This is a genomic window from Fervidicola ferrireducens (assembly GCF_001562425.1).
Classification (GTDB): Bacteria; Bacillota; Thermosediminibacteria; order Thermosediminibacterales; family Thermosediminibacteraceae; genus Fervidicola; species Fervidicola ferrireducens.
Window position 1 is genome coordinate 1 of the sequence record NZ_LOED01000072.1, and the last position, 2,006, is coordinate 2,006.

The 2,006-nt window shown below is 57.9% G+C and carries 1 rRNA gene; it reads left to right on the forward strand.

The features are described from left to right. Window positions 1-2,006: ribosomal RNA gene (locus tag AN618_RS12270) — 23S ribosomal RNA — on the forward strand; the annotation flags it as partial.

The following is a 2,006-nucleotide window of genomic DNA, read 5'->3' on the forward strand; positions in this document are numbered from 1 at the left end:
CATAGGCATGGGAGGCGATACCGGGGGAACTGAAACATCTTAGTACCCCGAGGAAAAGAAAGCAAGAGCGATTCCCTGAGTAGCGGCGAGCGAAAGGGGAGTAGCCCAAACCCATCATGTGTGAAAGGCCGTCGCCGTTGCATGATGGGGGTTGAGGGAGTGCCGAGCCTGACGACGGTAGGGCGAGGCGAGCTGGATGGGTAGCCGAACGCCGCTGGAAAGCGGGGCCATAGAAGGTGAAAGCCCTGTAGGCGAAACTCAGAAGGCCGCCTGGCACATCCCGAGTACCACGGGACACGAGGAATCCCGTGGGAAGCAGGGAGGACCATCTCCCAAGGCTAAATACCACCTTGCGACCGATAGCGCATAGTACCGTGAGGGAAAGGTGAAAAGAACCCCGGGAGGGGAGTGAAATAGAACCTGAAACCGTGTGTCTACAAGCAGAGGGAGCGTCAAGCGACCTCGTACTTTTTGCAGAACGGACCGGCGAGTTACCGTACCAAGCGAGGTTAAGGGGCTAAAGCTCCGGAGCCGTAGCGAAAGCGAGTCCGAATAGGGCGTGAGTTTGGTGCGGTAGACCCGAAACCGCGTGATCTACCCATGGCCAGGGTGAAGCGGGACTAAACTCCCGTGGAGGCCCGAACCATGTTGACGTTGAAAAGTCATGGGATGAGCTGTGGGTAGGGGTGAAATGCCAATCGAACGCGGAGATAGCTGGTTCTCCCCGAAATAGCTTTAGGGCTAGCCTCAGCTGGACCTGGCCGGAGGTAGAGCACTGACTGGGCTAGGGGCCGAGAGGTTACCGAACCCTATCAAACTCCGAATGCCGGCCAGAGGGTAGCTGGGAGTCAGACTGTGGGGGATAAGCTTCACAGTCGAGAGGGGAACAGCCCAGACCGTCAGCTAAGGTCCCGAAGTAAGCCTAAGTGGGGAAGGATGTGGCACTGCGAAGACAGCCAGGATGTTGGCTTAGAAGCAGCCATCATTTAAAGAGTGCGTAACAGCTCACTGGTCTAGCGGTGCTGCGCCGAAAATGTAACGGGGCTGAAGGCTTACACCGAAGCTGCGGATGGTGGCCGAAAGGTCACTGTGGTAGGGGAGCGTTCCTACTGGGCGGAAGCATAACCGTAAGGTTATGTGGACTGGTAGGAAGTGAGAATGTCGGTATAAGTAGCGAGAGGCAGGTGAGAATCCTGCCCGCCGGAAGCCTAAGGTTTCCTGAGGAAGGCTCGTCCACTCAGGGTTAGCCGGGACCTAAGCCGAGGCATGGTAATGCGTAGGCGATGGAGAACGGGTAGATAATCCCGTGCCACCTGAGGCCGTTTGAGCGAAGGGGTGACGCAGGAGGGTAGGCCGAGCGCGCGGTTGGTAGAGCGCGTCCAAGCCCAAAGGCAAGCCGGACAGGCAAATCCGTCTGGTGGTGCTGAAGGGTGATGGGGAGGGAAGGTGAGTACCGAAGCGGCTGAACCCACACTGCCGAGAAAAGCCTCTAGCGAGGCCGAAGGTGCCCGTACTGCAAACCGACACAGGTAGGCGAGGAGAGAATCCACAGGCGAGCGGGAGAACCCTCGTTAAGGAACTCGGCAAACTGACCCCGTAACTTCGGGAGAAGGGGTGCCCTAGTAGCTGGCTGCGGAAGCAGTTGGTGAACGGGTCGCAGGGAATCGGCCCAAGCGACTGTTTAGCAAAAACACAGGTCTCTGCTAAGGAGGAATCCGACGTATAGGGGCTGACGCCTGCCCGGTGCTGGAAGGTTAAGGGGAGGGGTTAGCCGGAAGGCGAAGCTCTGAACCGAAGCCCCAGTGAACGGCGGCCGTAACTATAACGGTCCTAAGGTAGCGAAATTCCTTGTCGGGTAAGTTCCGACCCGCACGAAAGGCGTAACGACTTGGGCGCTGTCTTGACGAGGGGCCCGGCGAAATTGTAGTATGAGTGAAGATGCTCATTACCCGCAGCTGGACGGAAAGACCCCGTGGAGCTTTACTGCAGCCTGATATTGGATTTCG